This window comes from Runella sp. CRIBMP (genome assembly GCF_009905605.1).
In the GTDB taxonomy this organism is placed as follows: domain Bacteria; phylum Bacteroidota; class Bacteroidia; order Cytophagales; family Spirosomataceae; genus Runella.
On sequence record NZ_JAAAKZ010000003.1, the window covers coordinates 478,656 to 498,150 of the forward strand.

Annotated in this window: 12 protein-coding genes; 7 read left to right on the plus strand and 5 right to left on the minus strand. The window is 46.3% G+C overall.

Annotated features, from left to right (window positions below; all coding sequences use genetic code 11):
• Positions 1-32: 32 nt before the first annotated feature.
• The gene (locus GVN20_RS11815) at positions 33-3,437 is read left to right on the plus strand and encodes a glycoside hydrolase family 2 TIM barrel-domain containing protein (RefSeq protein ID WP_166558515.1); all 3,405 of its coding nucleotides are present in this window, start codon (positions 33-35) and stop codon (positions 3,435-3,437) included.
• Between the two features lie 69 nt (positions 3,438-3,506).
• On the opposite strand, the gene GVN20_RS11820 is transcribed toward GVN20_RS11815, so the two are convergent.
• Complete coding sequence (locus GVN20_RS11820; RefSeq protein ID WP_166558516.1) at positions 3,507-6,311, minus strand: pitrilysin family protein; 2,805 nt, start codon at positions 6,309-6,311, stop codon at positions 3,507-3,509.
• A 173-nt stretch (positions 6,312-6,484) separates the two neighbouring features.
• On the opposite strand from GVN20_RS11820, the gene GVN20_RS11825 reads away from it, so the two are divergent.
• Positions 6,485-7,099, plus strand: a complete 615-nt coding sequence (locus GVN20_RS11825; protein WP_166558517.1) for a YigZ family protein — start codon at positions 6,485-6,487, stop codon at positions 7,097-7,099.
• Positions 7,100-7,177: 78 nt separating this feature from the next.
• On the opposite strand, the gene GVN20_RS11830 is transcribed toward GVN20_RS11825, so the two are convergent.
• Positions 7,178-9,433 (minus strand): S9 family peptidase, encoded by a 2,256-nt coding sequence (locus GVN20_RS11830; protein WP_166558518.1) that lies wholly within the window; start codon positions 9,431-9,433, stop codon positions 7,178-7,180.
• Between the two features lie 204 nt (positions 9,434-9,637).
• Between GVN20_RS11830 and nth the strand changes: the two genes are divergently transcribed.
• Both nth and GVN20_RS11840 read left to right on the plus strand, forming a co-directional pair.
• Positions 9,638-10,315: an endonuclease III gene (gene nth, locus GVN20_RS11835; RefSeq protein WP_166558519.1), complete on the plus strand. Its 678-nt coding sequence runs from the start codon at positions 9,638-9,640 to the stop codon at positions 10,313-10,315.
• A gap of 79 nt (positions 10,316-10,394) precedes the next feature.
• A complete protein-coding gene (locus tag GVN20_RS11840; RefSeq protein WP_166558520.1) occupies positions 10,395-11,480 on the plus strand; it encodes an aminotransferase class V-fold PLP-dependent enzyme in 1,086 nt (361 codons plus the stop codon).
• 88 nt (positions 11,481-11,568) lie between these two features.
• Here GVN20_RS11840 and GVN20_RS11845 read toward each other — a convergent pair whose 3' ends face one another.
• The 3 genes from GVN20_RS11845 to GVN20_RS11855 all read right to left on the minus strand — a co-directional run bounded on the left by GVN20_RS11845 (position 11,569) and on the right by GVN20_RS11855 (position 13,752).
• Positions 11,569-12,075 (minus strand): cupin domain-containing protein, encoded by a 507-nt coding sequence (locus GVN20_RS11845; protein WP_166558521.1) that lies wholly within the window; start codon positions 12,073-12,075, stop codon positions 11,569-11,571.
• A gap of 2 nt (positions 12,076-12,077) precedes the next feature.
• Entirely contained in the window at positions 12,078-12,842 is a 765-nt protein-coding gene (map, locus tag GVN20_RS11850) for a type I methionyl aminopeptidase (protein WP_166558522.1), read from the minus strand.
• A 76-nt stretch (positions 12,843-12,918) separates the two neighbouring features.
• Positions 12,919-13,752: an aminotransferase class IV gene (locus GVN20_RS11855; protein ID WP_166558523.1), complete on the minus strand. Its 834-nt coding sequence runs from the start codon at positions 13,750-13,752 to the stop codon at positions 12,919-12,921.
• A gap of 148 nt (positions 13,753-13,900) precedes the next feature.
• Here GVN20_RS11855 and GVN20_RS11860 point away from each other — a divergent pair, with 148 nt between their 5' ends.
• From GVN20_RS11860 to GVN20_RS11870, 3 genes are read left to right on the plus strand one after another with little or no spacing between them, the layout of a single operon-like run.
• On the plus strand, positions 13,901-16,774 hold the full coding sequence (locus tag GVN20_RS11860) for an outer membrane beta-barrel family protein (RefSeq protein ID WP_166558524.1): 2,874 nt from the start codon (positions 13,901-13,903) through the stop codon (positions 16,772-16,774).
• A 39-nt stretch (positions 16,775-16,813) separates the two neighbouring features.
• Positions 16,814-17,545 (plus strand): GLPGLI family protein, encoded by a 732-nt coding sequence (locus tag GVN20_RS11865; protein WP_166558525.1) that lies wholly within the window; start codon positions 16,814-16,816, stop codon positions 17,543-17,545.
• Positions 17,546-17,595: 50 nt separating this feature from the next.
• Complete coding sequence (locus GVN20_RS11870; protein WP_166558526.1) at positions 17,596-19,428, plus strand: cell wall metabolism sensor histidine kinase WalK; 1,833 nt, start codon at positions 17,596-17,598, stop codon at positions 19,426-19,428.
• Positions 19,429-19,495 lie beyond the last annotated feature (67 nt).

Here is a 19,495-nt window from a genome sequence, read left to right on the forward strand (position 1 = left end):
TGCGTTCTGAAAATTTAACCCGCTAATGATTTATGCGCAAGTTAAGCGTTTTTTTATCCCTCTTACTACCTTGTGTTGGATTTGCTCAAGATTTGCCCGACTGGGAAAACCCGTCGGTGATTAGCCGAAATACCGAACGGCCTCATACTACGATTATCCCCTACGCCGACGAAGCATCGGCGCTTAAATCTGACCGTGCGGCGTCGCCTTTCTTTAAGTCATTAAACGGAACGTGGAAATTTAAGTGGGTTTCTCACCCCTCCAAAGTGCCAGGTGATTTTTTTCAGGTCAATACAAACATCTCTGGCTGGGATGATTTGCCCGTTCCTTCCAATTGGCAGGTGGTGGGGGCGCGTGAAGGGCGGGCGTACGACCGCCCCATTTTTACAAACATAAAACATCCGTTTCCGACCAAACCGCCCCGTATCACGAGCGATACCAACGCCGTGGGGCTGTATCGTACGTCGTTTACGATTGCTCCCAATTGGCAGGGCCGCGATGTGTTTTTGCATTTTGCGGGAGTTCAATCCGCCTGTTATGTGTGGGTTAACGGATTGCAGGTAGGGTACCACGAAGATGGCATGACACCGGCTGAGTTTAACGTAACAAAATATTTAAGAGCAGGCGAAAACCAACTAACGGTGCAGGTCATCAATTGGTCAGATGGAAGTTATCTGGAAGATCAGGATTTTTGGCGTATTTCGGGTATTTTCCGGGACGTGTACCTGTTTGCCGCACCTACAATTCACGTCAGGGATTATTACGTGGTCACTGATTTGGATGAAAATTATCAAAACGGTACGCTGAAAGTATCGGCTTTTGTCAAAAATTTCTCGACGCAAGTTCAGGATAAATATCAGGTCAAGTTTAAACTTTATGACCCCGACGGGCGGATTTTTCAGGGGGAATTTGTGAAAAACGTTCCGATGATGGACCCCAAAGACGAGTCTTATCTGACCCTAAATGTGCCCATTACATCGCCTGCGCGCTGGACTGCCGAGACTCCCAATCTTTATAAACTGGTGATTCAGGTGGTAGATGGTGAGGGAAAAACGGCGGAAGTGCTCAGCACCCGGGTGGGCTTTAGGGAGGTGACGCTCAAAAACGGACAGTTGTTGGTCAATGGAAAAGCCGTCATGTTTAAAGGAGTGAATCGGCACGAATTTGACCCCAATACTGGGCGGACTATCAGCCGTGAATCTATGATAAAAGATATTTTGTTGATGAAACAACACAATATCAACGCGGTACGCACTTCTCACTATCCAAACGATCCCCTTTGGTACGACCTGTGCGACGAATACGGCTTGTATGTCATTGATGAAGCCAACATTGAGAGCCATGAGTTATGGCAACAAAAAGGCATTGTGTTGGCCAATAATCCCGACTGGAAAGAAGCGTTTATTGCCCGTGGCAAAGCCATGGTAGAGCGCGACAAAAATCATCCGTCCATCATTATTTGGTCGTTGGGCAATGAGTCGGGGATGGGAAGCAATTTTCAGGACATGGCGCAGATCATCAAGTTGATTGACCCTACGCGTCCTATTCATTACGAAGGACGGGCCAATTATCCCAAAACATTTGAAGAGGTCAACCAACCCAGCACCAATTTCGACATTAATGGCACGATGTATCCTTCCGTGAAGGTTATGGAAGCAATGGTTGAAAAAGACCCGAGCCGACCGTTGATTATTTGTGAATACGCCCATTCGATGGGAAACAGCGTCGGTAATTTGCAAGAATACTGGGATGTTATCGAAAAACACCCACGGATGCAGGGTGGATTTATCTGGGATTGGGTTGATCAGGGGTTGTTCGTTAAAGATAAAAATGGACGCTCGTATGTCAACCATGTAAATTACATCGATGGTGCCAATGCGGGCGATGGGCTGGTGAATCCAGACCGCACACCTCAACCTGAAATTAATGAAGTGAAGCACGTATATCAATACGTGAAATTTACGCCAAAAGATACGATTTCACCCCAAAACCAGACTGTCACGCTCATTAATAACTACGATTTTCTGAGCCTTAGCCCTTTTAAATTGGTGTGGCAATTGCTCGAAAATGGAAGGCCGATTCAGCAGGGCGAAATTTCTTCTTTGACGGCCACTGCTGGCAAAAGCCAAAACGTGACCATACCGTATACCATTCCAGGGGGTACAGGAGGTGAATATTTTTTGAACTTAAGCCTGAAACTGAAAGAAAATATGCCTTGGGCGTCGACGGGGCATGAAGTGGCGTTTCAACAGATGTACATTAAAACGCCGCCAATTCCTAAGCCGCTGCTGACGTGGCCTACCAATGCAACGGTAAAAGTAGGGCTCATTCGGGGCGGAGGAATTCAACTAACCAATTCCCAGTTTAAAGTGGTTTTTGACCGCAAATCAGTGGGAATTAGTTCGTTCGTTTATAAAAGTCATGAGCTGATCGGGCAGCCGCTCCAACCTGAGTTTTGGCGGGTCCCGACCGATAATGATGAAGGTGGAGGAAATGTGGGTTTTGCAGAACGTTGGCGTATGGCTGGCCTAGATAGCCTTCGGCGGATGGGTGGCGATATTCGGGTGGAGCAGATAAGTCCTTCTATTGCGCGTGTACACACCCAAACAACCTGGGTGGGAAAAGCGGGGACTTCAATTGTCCATAAAACCACTTATACCGTGTACGGTTCGGGAGACATGCAGGTCAAAAATAATATTCTCGTAAACGGAAATAATGTACCTCCCCTGCCAAAAGTAGGGATGCAGATGCAGCTCCCCGCTGCATATCGTAACCTGAGTTGGTATGGCCGAGGGCCGTTTGAGAGTTATAGTGATCGCAAAACCGCGGCGCTCGTAGGAGAGTACAGCGGTAAAGTAATGGACCAGCACTTTCCGTACATCATGGCCCAAGAGAATGGTAATAAAACAGATGTACGCTGGGCGGCCGTGACAGATTCTTTGGGTTTTGGTTGGCTGGTTATCGGTGAGCCTACGCTGAATTTTAGCGCCAAAGATTATACCGATGCGGATTTATTGGCGGCTAAAACAACGCAAAATCTATCACGTGGAATGGTTACGGTGCTGCATTTTGATCATCAAATGATGGGTCTTGGCGGGGATGACAGTTGGACCCCGCGTACGCATCCTGAATTTCTTTTGACCGAAAAAGAATACAATTATTCCTTCCGTTTACGTCCTTTAGATGCTACCGTACAAATCGGAACGGTGGTTCAGACGGTGTTGCCCGAAATAACGGCTCAGTCACAGGCTGCCTCCGAATTGGGTGCGCCAGCGGCCATTGTGAAGGAGGCTCCTACGGGTGTTGTCTCGGATGAAGATCAGGAAGCGGCCATCAAAAAAGCGGAAGCACGAAAATACGTAAAGAAGAAGCCAGTTCGCAGAAAATCTTCTTCTAAAAAGAAAAAAACCGTGGCTAAAAAGAAGAAAAAACGTTGATATGTTGCGAGTTACAAACAAAAAAGCCGGGCTAGCCCGGCTTTTTTGTTTTGGTATTTCCACGGATTATTACTTCTTTTCTGGCAACAACACCGCTTTGATGAAGTTGGCATCGCTGAGGTATTTGTTGGCTGCTGCTTTGGTGCTTGCTACGGTGATTTTGTTTAGTTGCTTCTCCCAGTCCAACAGCGCTTTTGGATCTTCGCCCTTGGTGTAGGCGTCGATTAGCTGGCTCTGCCAGAAACCGTTTTCTTTGGTTTGGACTTCCATGGCCCGGCGGGTTTCGGCTTTAAACTTATCAATATCGGTCTGCGAGGCTCCGTTTTTCTTGATTTCGTCAATGACCGCTAAAGTTTTAACGGCCAATTCTTCGACGCGCTCAGGGCCTGTGCCATAACCAATGCGTAAACTGTAGCGAGGAGCTGGAATCTTGCTGTAAGCCGCCCGAGCACCGATGCCGTATACGCCGCTTTCTTTTTCGCGAATGACTTCAATCAACTTTATATTCAGGATTTCTTCCAACGCATCAAGTTGCCAGTTGTTGTCATCATTGTATTCATAATCACCGCTGTAAACCAATGTCGCCTGACTTTTTTGCTCAATGCCTTTGTAGACTTTCTTCTCGATTTTGCCTTTCGGCGCACGAATCCCCAAGTCACGGAATGACTCTTTTTTGCCCTGTGCTGGCAAAACGGCTAGGTATTTTTCAAGCAAAGGCTTGATTTGCTCTACATTGAATGAACCCGTAAAGAAGAAGGTAAAATCAGACGCATCGGCAAAACGCTCTTTATAAATCTCGTACGAACGGTCTGGGTTGGCCATATCCCAACGCTCTACGCTGATGGGCAAACGGCGGAAATTGTAGTTGCCCAACAAGGTATTCAAGGTGTCCTGAAAAACCATTTCTGGCGACGGCGACGCTTTCATGTTTTGAATAGCCGAGCGCTGCGTGGTCATGAATCCTTTGATGACTTCGTTGTCTTTGCGGGGTTTTGTAAAGTAGGCGTACACCAGTTGGAGGGCTGTTTCGAGGTCTTTGGGACTGCTGCTACCCGTAAAACCTTCTTCGTTTTCGCTCACAAAAGGGCTGATGTTGACCACCTTGCCAGTTAGGTATTTTTTGAGGGCATTTTGGTTGAATTCTCCCACACCGCTCTCTTCTACCACCGCGTCTGAAAGTCCAGCGCTCATAAAATCTTTGTCACTATAAAGCGACGTACCTCCTTGGCTGCGGGCGCCGATGAGGATTTCGTCATTTTTGAAGTCAGTGGGTTTAAGCACAACTTTGACGCCGTTGCTCAACGTAAGTTCGGTCACGCCCAGTTCGGCGATTTGTTTAGTGGAAGTCGTACGGCCCGCCGCTGGTAAATTTTCGATCAACGGTTTGTTGATGACTTTGTCTTCGTAGGCGGTCACTCCTTTGCCTGCTCCGTTGACCCATTCCAGAATTTGGGCTTCGGTCGGTAGCTTCGCTTTGTCTTTTTCCGAGGCCATGATAATGACCGTGCGGTTGTCGGGTGTTAAATATTTGGCAGCCAAGGCGTTTACCTCTTCGATTTTGATGCCACTAAGTTGCTCTTTTACAAATTCGTAGTAAAACTCAATGCCTGTTGCGGGCGCATCCTCCAAAAAGTGATTCATGTATTCATTTACATAACTCGCTGATTTGGTTTTGTCTTTTTCTTTGAAGCGCTTTTCAACGCTGGTCAGCAACTGCGTTTTGGTACGCTCCAACTCAGTAGCGGTAAAACCGAAATTTTTCACCCGGATTCCTTCATCCAATACTGCTTTGACGGCTAGTTCAAGGTTGCCATCTTTGGCAACTGCAATGTTGCTGAACGAGTCATAATCGCCAATAAAACCGCCGTAGCCTGCTCCGCCAAACAAGAAAGGAGGGTTGGCCTGCTGTTGCAATTCCTGCAAACGTGCCTGTAACATTTGGTTGAACAGGTTGCGTTTGATAGTTTCGCGCGAGTCATTCAAGGTTTTTTCTTCCGCTTTTGGCAATTTCGTTACTATTTGAGCAATCATGTAAGGCTGCTCTGGGTCAGTGACAATTGCTACGCGGGTTCCTTTAAAATCGGCTACTGGATATTTTCCGAGCGGCTTAGCATTGGTGGCTTTCGGAATAGCCCCAAAGCGCTCTTTAATGGTTTTTTCTACTTGATCAATGTCGAAATCACCCACCGCTAGAATGGCTTGCAAATCAGGACGGTACCAGGTTTTGTAGAAGTTGCGGATGGTTTCGTGCGTAAAGTTCTTGAGAATATCTTCGGTTCCAATCACGGTACGTTTACCATATTTTGAATCCCCAACAAGAATAGGAAGCCATTTATCGCGCATGCGTTGTTGTGCACCTTTGCCACCGCGAAATTCTTCCAAAATTACCCCGCGCTCCTTGTCAATTTCGGAGCCTTCCATGGTGATGTTGTGCGCCCAATCCTCAAGTACGACAAACGCTTTGTTGAAAATATCGGCGGAGTCGGTCGGTACGGGAAGTTGATATACCGTTTGGTCCTGACCCGTGAAGGCATTTAAGTCATCGCCAAATTTAACCCCAGCGCGTTGGAGGTAGCTGACTAATTCATTTTTTGGGAAATTTTTTGTGCCGTTAAAAGCCATGTGCTCCGTGAAGTGGGCCAAGCCATTTTCTTTGTCTTCTTCCTGAATCGCTCCTACTTTGTTGACTAGATAGAGTTCGGCGCGCTTTTTGGGTTCTTCGTTTTTACGGATGTAGTACGTCATCCCGTTGGGCAATTTGCCATAGCGGACTTTTGGGTCAAAGGGAATGGGCTTTTTAAGGTCGACTTGGGAAAAGGCTACATTTGCCCAACCGAAAACTACCATAAATAATAGTAATTTTGTTTGTTTCATGGATTGCGAAAGTTTAGATGATAAGAGAATTAAATGATAAAACAAGTTGTTTACGCACTTGTTCACAAATTTATTGTGGATAAGTGGTCGAAATCAAGGTTTGCTGATAAATAAATTGGCATAACAGTAGGCTAAAACGAAAAAATTAGTTTTTTAACAAAGTTATTGATTTAATGTTATTTGACGATAGTTACAGAACAATAGTCACCCCTGTAGAAGGACTTTTTCGTGATCGAGGAAGTAAATTTTTAGCTTTTGGGTACCCAATCCAAAACGAAGAAGACGTAAAACAATACCTTACTGCATTACGTGAAATTCACCCCAAAGCCAACCATCACTGCTACGCCTACCGCCTTGGGCTAGACCGAACTCATTTTCGTGCTAATGACGACGGCGAACCGTCGGGCTCAGCTGGAAAACCCATTCTAAATACACTTTATGCCCATGATATTACCAATCTACTGGTGGTAGTAGTTCGTTATTTTGGGGGTACGCTGTTGGGGGTTCCGGGCTTGATTAATGCCTACAAAGTAGCCACCGAAGAAGCGCTCAGTCAAGCTCAAATTGTAACTAAACACGTGCGCGACGTGTACACGCTGACGTATCCGTATGAGCAAATGAACGAGGTCATGAAAGTCATCAAAGCGTTTGACCTGACGCCTCAAAAACAGCAATTCGACAATGAATGTAGCCTTCAAATCGAAATCCGCAAAACACTCCTGAATCAAGTATTGGGAAAACTGGAAAAAATTGAAGCGTTGCGGCTTGATTTTGAAGGAACGATTTAATTGAAGTGGCGGAACACGGAAGTACGGAAAAACGTATTCTCCGCGCTTCCGTGTTCCGCCACTCCTTTCTCCTCAAAACTACAAATTCTTTAATACCCAATCTGTCATCATTTGATAGCGATGCATCAGGGTATTACCGCCACTGATGCCATGATTGCGGTTGGGGTAATAAAAGCTGTCAAACTGTTTGCCAGCCTTGATAAGGGCATTGACAAAATCGACGGAATTCTGAAAATGGACGTTGTCGTCGCCCGTTCCGTGAACGATAAAGAATTTGCCTTTCAGTTTATTAACGTGCTGAATGGGGGAGTTGTCATCGTAGCCCGAAGCATTGTCTTGCGGGCGTTTGAGGTAGCGTTCTGTGTAAACGGTGTCATAATACCGCCACGTGGTCACGGGCGCGCCTGCAATACCCGCTTTGAAATAATCGGCACCGATGGTCATGCACAGCGAGGCCATGTATCCGCCGTAGCTGTGGCCGTGAATTCCGATGCGAGAAGCATCCACGTAGGGCAAGGAGGCTAAATACTTGGACCCTTCAATTTGGTCTTCGGTTTCGTATTTGCCAAGTTGAGCGTACGTAACGGTCCGGAAGGCATTGCCGCGCGCGCCCGTACCGCGCCCATCTACCGACACAATCATGTAGCCTTTGCTGGCCAATACCTGAAACCAATAAAACAACCCACCACCCCAAGTATCGGTTACGGTTTGGGAGCCGGGGCCCCCGTAAACAAACATTAAAACGGGGTATTTTTTGGCGGGGTCAAAGTCAAGCGGTTTCATCATCCAGCCGTTGAGGCTTGTGCCCTGCGTAGTGGTAAATTTGAAAAATTCTTGTTTAGAAATGCGATATTCGGTCAAGCGCTCGCGGAGTTTTTGATTTGCCTCCAACGTACGTACCGCTTTGCCCGTAGGTGCCTGATGCAGACTCACAATCAACGGTTCTTGCGCCGACTGGTTATAAATCAAATAATAACTGAAGTCAGGACTCATGTTGACCGTATTTGAACCTGATTTCTCGGTCAATTTTACGGGTTGAGGCACTGGAAGGGGTTTCTTGGATTTTTTGTTGACAGCAGGAGTGGCAAAACTCAAACTGTACAAATGCCGCTCCATCGGCGAAACCATCGGCGAAGTAAAGTACAGTGTCTGCGTTTTTTCGTCGATTCCGACCAAATCCGTTACTTCCCAATCGCCAGAGGTTAGGGTTTTGAGCAACGTGCCATTCATATCGTATTGGTACAAATGCTTGTAGCCGCTACGCTCGGAAGATTGGATAAACGATTTGCCGTCGGCCAAATAGGTAAGGTCGTCCGTAAATTCCAAATCCACGTAGGTTTTGCTTTCTTCGCTCCACACGGTTTTGGATTGACCCGTAGCGGCGTCACTGTGCAGAATGTCTAACCGATTTTGCAGTCGATTCATACGTTTGATGGACAATAAACCAGGATTTTGTGTCCATTTGATGCGCGGAATGTATTGGTCTGCTTCGGGGCCAACGTCTACTTTTGTTTTTTGGTTGGAAGCTAAATCATGAACCCAAATCTCCACCAGCGAGTTGGCTTCTCCCGCCTTGGGATATTTATAACGGTAATCTTTAGGGTACAAATCGCCCCAAAGCTGCATGTTGTATTCAGGAACGCGGCTTTCATCAAAGCGATAAAAAGCAATTTTCTTGCCATCGGGAGCCCATTCAAAGGCCTTGGCAAAGCTGAATTCTTCTTCATAGACCCAATCGGAGGCTCCGTTGATAATTTCGTTGCGTTTGCCATCGGTGGTGATGGCTTGTTCGGTGAGGGTAGAAAGGTCGGTAAGGTAAAGGTTGTTGTCTCGAACAAAAGCCACTTTGCTGCCATCAGGTGAAAGCGTAGCCAACATTTGTTTGCCGTTTTTGGAGAGCTGCACCAACTTTTTGCTCGCCAAATCATACACGTAAAACTCCGCCTTGAACGACCTACGATAGATGCGCTCGATGCCCGTGGTCAACAACAGCTTGCGCTCGTCGGCGCTGAGTTCGTAGCTGTCAAACTGTATGTTTTGATTGGTGCCCTCTACCTTGACGGTCGATTGGTCAAAAAGCGTTTCGACGGCCTCGCCCGTGGTAATGCTGTATTTAATAACTTTTCCGCTTTGTTGGGTGGTGTAAAACCCACCAGCTTTCATCCAGTTTACGCCCGAAATACTGCGCGGGGTAAAGACAGAGCCTTGTGGGCCGTAAATATCATGGAGGGTAACGGTTTTTTGCTGGGCTTGAACAAACGAGATAAGAAACAAAGAAAAAATAAAAGATGAAACGGTAAACCGAGAATGGGTTGAAGGAAAAGTTTTTCTCATGAAATTGATGAATAAGTGAACAAATAAGACGCAATGAGACAAAGATAGGGAAAACTTGAGCAACCATTAAATCACCCATATTGCGGGAAAATTCCTCGCGCATTTCCTGGTTTAAGCTTCTTATCTAAAACTCTATGTTTTCAAGGGGGTACATTTTGAGGAAACAAGTATCTTTGAAAGTCCAAAAAAGGGCTGTCCAAACCTATGCAAAAGAAAGAACGCTATCGTCTTTTAATCGAACATTTCTCGCAAAAATTTCCCGAAGCTGAAACAGAACTAAATTATTCCAATCCGTTTGAACTGTTGGTAGCGGTCATTTTGTCGGCCCAGTGTACCGACAAGCGTATCAATATGGTTACGCCGGCACTTTTTCAGCGTTATCCTGACCCGCAGGCCATGGCCGATAGTACCGCAGAGGAAGTATTTCAACTGATTCGGTCGGTGTCGTACCCCAACAACAAAGCCAAGCACCTCGTAGGGATGGCCCGGATGCTGCTTGATAAATTTGACGGCGAGGTTCCGAGCACGATTGAGGAATTGCAACAAATGCCGGGCGTAGGGCGCAAAACGGCCAACGTCATTGCTTCTATCATTTACAATCAGCCCACGATGGCGGTCGATACGCACGTTTTTCGGGTTTCGCACCGGCTGGGCTTGGTTGCCAAAACCGCCACTACTCCTCTGGCGGTTGAGAAAGAACTCGTCAAATACATCCCCGATACGGTGATTCCATTGGCACATCATTGGTTGATTTTGCACGGGCGTTATGTGTGCGTGGCGCGCAGCCCTCAATGCAACAAATGCGAACTGACGCACGTATGTAAGTTTTATGAGACACTGCAAAAAAAATTGAACGCTCCTAAAAAGAAGCAAGAATTGTAGTAATTGGTATAAAAAATGGGTTTTTAGCGTAATTTTGCCCCCTCAAACCAAAGGCCTTACCGATAGGGCTCCAAATCAGATGAAACAAGTCTATTTTACAGCCGGGCCGGCTGAGATGTATCCTACGTTTGAGAAGCACTTACTGACCGCCGTTGAACAGCAATTGGGTTCGATTTCGCACCGCAGTCAGAAGTTTCGGAGCATTTATCAGTTTACGGTAGAGCAGCTCCGTACTTTGATGAACATCCCCGATACGCACGGTATTTTCTTCACGGGTTCTGCCTCAGAAGTGTGGGAGCGGGTGGTACAAAACTGTGTAGAGCACGAAAGTTTTCACTTGGTCAACGGGTCTTTTTCCAAGAAATTTTACGAGTACAGCGCATCGCTTCGGAAATACGCCCATAAGCAGGAAAAGCCATTTGGCGAAGGCTTTGACTACGCCGAAGTGGAAGTGCCCGAATATGCAGAGTTGATCTGTGTCACGCACAATGAAACCAGTTCGGGTGTACAAATGCGTGAGCCCGACATTCACAAACTGAAGCGGAGCAATTTAAAAAAACTCATTGCGGTCGATATGGTCTCTTCGGCGCCTTATCCTGAGTTAGATTTTGGGGTGGTAGATACGGCGTTCTTTTCGGTTCAAAAAGCCTTTGGCTTACCAGCGGGTTTGGGGGTATGGATTGCCAACGAAAAATGCCTCGCCAAAGCCGAGCGCTTGCAGAAGTACGAGGATGTTAGCATCGGAGCGCACAATAGTTTGCCCATGCTGTGGAAGAATTTTAAGAATTACGAAACTCCCGCTACGCCCAACGTGATTGGCATTTATCTTTTGGGAAAAGTAGCCGAAGATATGAATAAAATCGGTGCCGAAACGGTGCGTAAGCAGACCGAAGAAAAATATAAACTACTTAATAAATACATTGAAACCAGTCGTGCTTTCAGCCCGTCGGTAGCCGAAGAGCGGCATCGTTCGCGCACGGTGATAGTGGCCAATACCCGCATTCCGTCGCCCGAAGTAATTGCTCAGATAAAACAGGCCAATATGATTGTCGGGAGCGGTTATGGACCTTTCAAGGAAAGTCAAATTCGTATCGCTAATTTCCCTGCGGTATCGTTTGAGCAGGTAGAAGCGTTGATTGGCGAATTGAAGAAATTGGAGAACTAATAAAGTAGGGAGTTAGATAGGGCTTTAGTCTTGATTCCTTTGTTTGCAAAGAGTCAGGGCTAAAGCCTTTGTTGTTTTTGCTCTTTGCCTAAACCTCTGGAGTCAACAACCGAATCACGTCTTCGTGTTCGGGGTAAGCAGTTAATAAATCAGCACGCTTCGCCAATTCAAAATCGGCAAAATCAAAGCCTGGCGCTACGGTGCAGCCCACCAACGAATAATCACTTTCCGCCGCAGGTTTAGACCCAAACCATGTACCGGCCGGCACCACTGCCTGAAATACTTCTCCATTGTCAGGATTTGCTCCCAATTTGATAATTTCAAGCCGTCCGTTCGGGTGAATTACGTACACCTGTAATGGCCCGCCCGCGTAGAAATGCCACATTTCATCGGCCTGAATGCGGTGAAACGCCGAAAAATGATGATTTTCGAGTAAGAAATAAATGCCCGTGCCAAAGCTTCTGTCCCCCGAAAAACGGCCAGGAAGTGCACTTTGGGAAATGCTTTCCGTCGAACGATAAGTTTCGGTAAAATAGCCGCCTTCAGGATGCGTCTGCATTTGGTATTTCTCTACCCAATACTTTGCCTGTTTCATGTTCAATTCCAAATTTCGTTGCTTTCGGTAAGTATAACGGGTTTTCCGTCGGTAATCATGATTGTATGCTCGTGTTGGGCTACAAAACTGCCGTCGTTGGTCACAAACGTCCACCCATCGCCATTTTGGTGTGCAAGCGTGGCTTTGGTGGAAATGAAGGTTTCTATGGCTACGATGGAGTTTTTTCTGAAACGGCCTGTGTTGAAGCGATCATAGAAACAAGGAATTTCGGAGGGTGCTTCGTGCAAACTTCTACCTACGCCGTGTCCGACAAGGTTGCGGATGACCCGATAGCCTGATTTTTTGGCTTCGGTTTCAATCAATTTTCCAATATCGGCAATTCTGACGCCTCCTTTGATTTGATGAATAGCTTTGTGTAAAATCTGCTTCGAGGCGTTGACAAGTTTCAGGTGATTGTTTTTGTCTTCGCCCAACACAAAAGATCCGCCATTGTCGGCCCAGAACCCGCCGAGTTCGGCCGAAACATCAATGTTAATTAAATCACCTTCTTTTAAAATCTTGTGTTCTGAAGGAATACCGTGCGCTACTTCGTTGTTGAGGCTGATGCACGTCCATCCCGGAAAACCATAGGTAAGGCGTGGGGCCGATTTGGCCCCAAATTCTTGGAGTATTTGTCCGCCGTAATCGTCTAGTTCTTTGGCTGTCATGCCAGGACGGGCGTATTCGCGCATCTTTCGGAGGGTAGTGCCGACGGCTTCGCTGATTTTTTTCATGCCGACCAGCTCGGCAGGATTGGTGATAGACATGGGAATATTATTGGTTAAAAGAAGCGGTAGATAGAACGTTAAAACCTAAAAATATTGAGAATAAGCCGCTAAAAAACTATGCCTTTACCAATCCATACCCCGTCACCAATTCCTCAAACTGCTCCAATAGCTTCAAGGTTCTGACACCGGGCTTGCCGTCGCCCACAATTTGACGGCCAATTTGCACCACGGGCATCACCCATTTGGTTGTGCTGGTGGTAAAGGCTTCGTCGGCTTCTTCCAGTTCTTCCACTTTCAGCGGGCGAATTTCTACCTTAAAATCTTTTTGGGCCAGTTCCAACACCACTCGGCGCGTGATGCCGTGCAAAATGTTTTGGTCGGGCGTGATGAGTGTATCGCCTTTGAAAATGAAGAAGTTACTGCGCGTTAATTCACTTACTTCGCCGTCTTTATGGTATAATAAATCGGCCGCTCCCTGCGATTTCATCTCGGCGGCTAGGCGAATCATGTGGAGATAATTGGTGCTTTTAAGCTCGGGTAGGTCGCGCACAAACTCAAAGGGTAGCACTTTGATGCCTCGGTAACGCCCTTCGGGGTTGTCTTTGGGCAGGTTTTCGGCAATAATCAAAAAATTGGGCTCTACCACGCTAACACTGTCGGGCGAATAGCCGCCAGTTAAGACAAAACGGTAGGCAATATCTGGTTTGTCGGCTAGTTTGTAGAGTTCTGCCAATACATCGGCGGTTTGGGCTTGTGTAAGGGCCACGGGCAGGCGTAGCACTTCGGCCGAGCGGGTAAAACGCGCCCAGTATCCATCCCACTCAAACGGAACGCCGTTGTAGGTACGGAAGTAGTCAAATAAGCCGTAGCCGCGCAATAAAGCAAGATCGTTGATTTTGACAGAAGCCTGTTCGACAGGGATAATGTCACCGTTGAAGTAGCAATGCATGGTGAATGAAGATGTCTAAGATGAGTATTTGCAAAGATAGGGTTTTTGGCATTAACCTTAATTAACATTGTTTCTACGACCATTAACCTACTTTGGCCAAGAGCCTCATTAGTTTTGTCCCGTAGTCATTCAAAAACCCATTACAGCCATGCGTTATTTTTTAAAAATCGTTACGAAAACTGCCCGACAGAACACGAAGTTGACAAAAAAGGCAACTTTTTTCTTTCAACGTTATGCCCTGTCGGGGCTTTTTTGTCTGGTACTTTCGACGGCTTCACTTGCCCAAAAATTGACCATCAAAGGAACGCTTCGCGACACGGCCAACCGCCCGTTGGAAGGTGCAACGGTGATGTTGTTGGATGGAAAAGATACGTCGCTTGTCTCTTTTTCGAGGTCCCAATCGACGGGTGCGTTTGAGTTTAAAAACGTAACCAATGCCCCGTATTTTCTCAAAGCCACCTATGTGGGCTTGCAACCGTTGAGTCAATTAATTCAGCCACAAACAACAGATTTATTGGATTTAGGTGCTATTCAGATGGCGCCTGTTCCCAAGGATTTAAAAGAAGTAATTGTCAAAGGCGAGCGCGACCCCGTGACCATCAAGCAAGACACCATTGAATACAATGCAGGCTCTTTTAAAGTACAGCCCAACGCGGCCGTAGAAGAATTGCTCAAGCGCCTGCCAGGCGTAGAAGTAGACCGCGACGGAACGGTTCGCGCCCAAGGACAGCAGGTACAACGGGTGACGGTCGACGGCAAAGAGTTTTTTGGCCGAGACCCCAAAATGGCGACCAAAAATCTGCCCGCCGACGTGGTAGATAAAGTACAGGTATTTGACCGAAAATCAGACCAAGCGCAGTTTACGGGCATTGACGATGGTCAGCGGGAGAAAACCCTTAACCTAACGTTGAAAGAGGAAAAGAAAAAAGGGATTTTTGGCAATGTCACGGCGGGGGTGGGTGATGCGAGTCGATATTCGCTCAAAGGTAATTTTAACCGTTTCAGCAAAACCCGTCAGTTGTCGTTTTTGGGTATGGCCAACAACATCAATCAACAGGGGTTTTCCATAGATGATTACATGAACTTCACTGGAGCGTCGCAACGTATGATGGCTGGCGGTGGGGTGCGGTTGCAGTTTAACTCAGACGATGATGCCGCCATTCCCCTCAATTTTGGTGGGCGCAATAATGGCTTTGTCACCTCGGGCGGGGCGGGCTTGAACTACAATGACCAGCTCAGCAAAAAGACCGAGTTGCAAAGTAACTATTTCTATAATCAACTCGACCAATTGATTGAACGTGAGACCAATCATGAGACTTTTCTGCCGATGGGTAATTTTAAAACCAATCAAAACACCGCCCAGAAAACCACCAACGCTACGCACCGAGGGAATGTGACCTTGGACCATAAAATTGATTCGCTCAATTCGTTGAAATGGACCAATAACTTCAACTATTCCCAAAATTCGTCCAACACGGGCAGCAGCAGCCTTTCTACCAATGGCCGCGGCGCGCTCGAAAATGAAGGTATACGGCAATCAGATGCAGAAGGCGATACCTGGAGAATTAACTCTGAGTTGTTGTGGCGACACAAGTTTGCCAAAAAAGGGCGTACGCTTTCGACCAATTTTACTTTGGGTCTCGAACAAAGCGACCGCGATGGAACTTTGCGTGCCGTCAATACTTTTTACAATCCCGCTGGTCAAAAAAGCCGTGTAGATACGCTACGCCAGACCAATACACAGGCCAACGACCGTCAAAGCTACGGTATCACGGCATCTTTCACTGAGCCTTTGGGTAAACGTAAGTATTTGGAGGTCAATTATGCGCTGAATCTTTCTCAAAACGACGTTGACAGGCAGGTATTTGACGTCAACGGCGAGGGGCGCGCTCCGCGCTTCAATGCGCAGTTGAGCAATCAGTTTCGTAATGATTTTACGTATCAACGCGGTGGGTTGAATTTCAGAATGAATTCTCAAAAAGCTAACTTCTCCACGGGGCTAAGCGTGCAGCGGTCGGGGTTGGATGGTGAGTTGATTTTGCAAAATACCCGCATTGCCCGCACGTTTGTGAATGTGTTGCCCAACCTGCGTTATCAATACAATTTTGCCCCCAGCCGCAACCTGAATGTGACCTACGATACCGACGTGCGAGAACCAAGTATTCAGCAACTTTCGCCAATTGTAGACAACAGCGACCCGCTCAACATCGTGACTGGTAATCCCAACCTGCGGCCCGAATACAATCATCGCCTAAACTTGAATTTCTTTAATTTTAATCAGCTCAAATTCAGTAACTTCTTTGCCTTTGCCAACCTGACTTATACCACCAACAAAATTGCCAATGCTCAACAAGTAGATGCTAATTTGGTACGCACGTATCGCCCCGTCAACGTAAAAGATGATTATACCGTCAACGCCAATATCTCGCAGGGATTTAGGATTAAAGCCCTTGGGACTCGGGTGAATTTTAGTACTAATTTGGTCTTAAATCGGGGCATTACGCCCGTCAACAACGTAGACAACCTCACGCGTCGCCTCGAAAGTCGTAACCGACTTCGGTTGGAATACCGCTATAAGGAAATTTTGGACTTTTCGACGAGCGCGGCCATCACGTACAACCAAACCAGTTATTCGCTCAATCCCAATCTTAATCAGTCGTTTGTGAATCAGGTATATGATGTAGAAGGTAACTTAAAAGTAACCAAAACACTAACTCTTAACTCGACCTTGGACTACAGCATTTACGATTTTGCGGGTTCAACTTTTAACCAAAAAGTGCCTATCTGGAATGCGTCGGTGTCTAAGTTTTTCTTGAAAGGTAATCGTGGAGAACTCAAATTTTCGGTGGTCGATATGCTAAATCGTAACGTGGGTATCAACCGCATTGCGCAGGCAAATTTCGTACAAGACGAGCGGATTCGCTCCTTGGGCCGCTACTTCCTGTTGAGTTTTACGTACAGTCTCAAAAGCTTCATGGGCGGTATGCCATCGGGCGGAATGCGCGTGATACGTCAAGGGTAAAAATATTCGTTTTTAAACAAATAATTAAATCATAAACCAATGAAAAAGACAAGTTTAAGCCTAATTTTGATATTTTGTTTATTGCAGGCTTTTGGCCAACAAAACGAAGGGATTGTGCTGTACGACCAAAAAATCAATATGCACAAACGCATGCAGGATGAGTCGATGAAGGCTATGGTGCCGGAGTTTCGTACCAACAAAATGCAACTTCTGGTTCGGGCCAGCGAATCATTGTTCAAGGCTGCCGCGCAACCCAACGAAGACGAAGAAAATACGGATGCCAACGGAAATACGGTGCGCATGGTGATTCGCGTTCCGCAAAATGAAACCTACCGCAACTATGAAACCCAAAAAACCGTAGAATTGCGCGAATTGGCGGGGCAAAAGTTTCTGATTGAAGATACCCTGCGCCGGATGCCGTGGAAATTGGCGGGAGAGACCAAAAAGATTCAGGGCTATGACTGCATGAAGGCTACCATGACCAATAAAGTAAATAACCAGCCCATCGTAGCGTGGTTTACGGAGGCCATCCCCGTACCTAGCGGACCCGCAGGGTTTGGCGGATTGCCTGGCTTAATTTTGGAAGTAGACGTCAATGATGGCGACATGATTTACAGTCTGACCAAAGCGGAATTTAAAAAATTGGCCGCAAACGATATAAAACTTCCTTCGGGTGGGAAGAAAATAACCGAAGCCGAGTTTACCAAAAAACGCGATGAATTCATGAAAGAAATGGGCGGACAAGGTGGCATCAGAATCATTCGGAATTAGTATTCTGTCGTCTTGAAAGGGCCTATTTGACTCATACACTGTTAACAAAAATGAGGAATACTAAGTCAGCTATTACTTCTTTATCCCTGATGGTCGCCAGTATGCTTTTATTGGCGGCTTTTCAGGTGTTTTGGCTGCGCAAAGAATACAATGAACAAAAAAGCCTCCTGCAAAAGGAAGCTGATATTTTGTTCAAAAACACCATTCAGGCCTTGGAAGACTCGGTGATTCAGAAAAAGATAACTTTTCCGATGCGAAAAGCATTTGCGTCGGATTCGCCAGCAGGAAAAACAAATAAAGTGGCTATTGACCGAAAGTTTACCTTTAGATATACCCACGAAAGTTCGCCTCCTACACCTATCGTTTATTCAGACAAAAAAGCGCCTGACGGCAAAAATGAAAGAGCAGAAGCATTCAACTTATTTTATATTCAAACGGCGGCTCGAATGGCTCAATCGCTGGGGGTAGATACCACGCTTTCAAAAAGTAAACTGCAAGACGTTTTACGAAAGACCCGACCCGAAGATATTCGCGCCATTAAGATGAATTCAGTGGGCAACTTGGATATTACTAAACTGACCGTTGCCGACACTACACCGCAGGGCAAATCCGAAATTATCATTGTAAAATCGCACCAACCGTCTGACACCCTCCAACGAATGCTTGGCCGAATGGCCAAAGTGGTGATGTATAATCGCCCAAATCGCGACAGTGTTTTGTCATTTACGCCACTTTCGGGTGAAAATAATAATATAAGAATATCGGTTGTTGAACGTACTGAAAAACAGGCCTTATCGACGCAAAAGAAAGCTAAGGCGAAAGCCGTGGAAAATCAATTCATTATCCGTTTAGGCAACGATTCGCTCAAAATCCAAGACATCCAACGTGCCTACGTGCGACAAATCAGAAAGTCAAAAATTGACCTGCCGTTTCAGGTTGTACGCCAGGAAGTGAAGTCTTCTCCTGAAAAACAGGAAGTAAAACCTTCGGCTGAATCAAATCAATCCACCTTGTCTACGTCGGCCGTCGCTACGACCATCCCCTTTGGAAGTACATACAGTGCGGTTTTTTTCGATTATAATGGATTTTTATTGAAGAAAATCCTGCCACAAAGCCTGTTTTCATTTTTTCTGTTGGCTATTACAGGCTTGGCTTTTGGGGCGATTTACCAAAATCTTCGTCAGCAGCGCCGCCTGACGGAACTAAAAAATGATTTTATCAGCAACGTGACGCATGAACTCAAAACGCCCATTGCCACCGTCAGCGTAGCCATTGAAGCCTTGCAGAATTTTGGCGTGTCGCAAAACCCCGAGCAAACCAAAGAATACCTTGAAATTTCAAAAAGTGAACTCAATCGCCTGACGTTGCTGGTGGATAAAGTACTGAAAATGGCAACCTTTGAGCAACAGGGACTGACGCTTTCACTCCAAACCGTTGATTGGGCAGAGACTGTGCAACTTGTGTTGAACTCAATGAAACTGCAATTTGAGAAATACGCTGCAAAAGTAGATTTTGATAAAAAAGGACATTCTTTTTTGCTCTCTGCCGACAAAATCCACCTTACCAATGTAGTCTATAATTTATTGGATAATGCCCTAAAATACACCGAAACACGCCCTCAAATTTCGTTGTTTTTACAAGAAACCGACGCGGAGCTGCGCCTTTCGATCAAGGACAACGGCATCGGTATTCAGTCGGAATTTTTGTCGAGAATTTTTGATAAATTTTTCCGGGTACCCACGGGCGATACGCACGACGTAAAAGGGTATGGGCTAGGATTGAGCTACGTATCATCGGTTGTCAAACAACACCAAGGCCGCATCGAAGTAGAAAGTGAAGTAGGTAAAGGTAGTATATTTACCATCATCATCCCTAAACCGTAGAGGCGGGGCCGCATCAGCTGACCGTTTGCCTCCGCCCGAAACCCAAATTGCGACGACGACCGTTTGT

Coding starts and splice junctions, on each gene's coding strand:
- GVN20_RS11815 (WP_166558515.1), top strand. CDS start 33: ATGCGCAAGTTAAGCGTTTTTTTATCCCTCTTACTACCTTGTGTTGGA.
- GVN20_RS11820 (WP_166558516.1), bottom strand. CDS start 6,311: ATGAAACAAACAAAATTACTATTATTTATGGTAGTTTTCGGTTGGGCA.
- GVN20_RS11825 (WP_166558517.1), top strand. CDS start 6,485: ATGTTATTTGACGATAGTTACAGAACAATAGTCACCCCTGTAGAAGGA.
- GVN20_RS11830 (WP_166558518.1), bottom strand. CDS start 9,433: ATGAGAAAAACTTTTCCTTCAACCCATTCTCGGTTTACCGTTTCATCT.
- nth (WP_166558519.1), top strand. CDS start 9,638: ATGCAAAAGAAAGAACGCTATCGTCTTTTAATCGAACATTTCTCGCAA.
- GVN20_RS11840 (WP_166558520.1), top strand. CDS start 10,395: ATGAAACAAGTCTATTTTACAGCCGGGCCGGCTGAGATGTATCCTACG.
- GVN20_RS11845 (WP_166558521.1), bottom strand. CDS start 12,075: ATGAAACAGGCAAAGTATTGGGTAGAGAAATACCAAATGCAGACGCAT.
- map (WP_166558522.1), bottom strand. CDS start 12,842: ATGTCTATCACCAATCCTGCCGAGCTGGTCGGCATGAAAAAAATCAGC.
- GVN20_RS11855 (WP_166558523.1), bottom strand. CDS start 13,752: ATGCATTGCTACTTCAACGGTGACATTATCCCTGTCGAACAGGCTTCT.
- GVN20_RS11860 (WP_166558524.1), top strand. CDS start 13,901: ATGCGTTATTTTTTAAAAATCGTTACGAAAACTGCCCGACAGAACACG.
- GVN20_RS11865 (WP_166558525.1), top strand. CDS start 16,814: ATGAAAAAGACAAGTTTAAGCCTAATTTTGATATTTTGTTTATTGCAG.
- GVN20_RS11870 (WP_166558526.1), top strand. CDS start 17,596: ATGAGGAATACTAAGTCAGCTATTACTTCTTTATCCCTGATGGTCGCC.